At 62.2% G+C, this 238-nt stretch carries 1 pseudogene; it reads left to right on the top strand.

Annotation, left to right across the window (positions count from 1 at the left end):
* Positions 1-119: 119 nt before the first annotated feature.
* Positions 120-238: pseudogene (locus CVH10_RS24135) on the top strand (IS110 family transposase); the annotation flags it as partial.

Genomic DNA, 238 nt, shown 5'->3' on the forward strand with positions numbered 1-238 from the left:
AAGGCAGCGACGTACGGAAGCAGATGGGGTGGATGGCTCCCGCTCCGACTGATGGCATCTCGGTGCCAAGATGTGGTTGCTGTCGAAGCAGCAGCGACGCAGATGTAGGAGCCATTCCCATGGAGATCACCACCGTCGGCATCGATCTGGCCAAGAGCATCTTCCAGGTTCATGCCGTTGACGCAGCTGGGCACGTCGTCGTTCGCAAGGCGCTGAGGCGGGCGCAGGTCGCGCCGTT

Origin of the sequence: Halomonas sp. ND22Bw, assembly GCF_003011945.1 — a bacterium.
Lineage (GTDB): Bacteria > Pseudomonadota > Gammaproteobacteria > Pseudomonadales > Halomonadaceae > Halomonas > Halomonas halophila.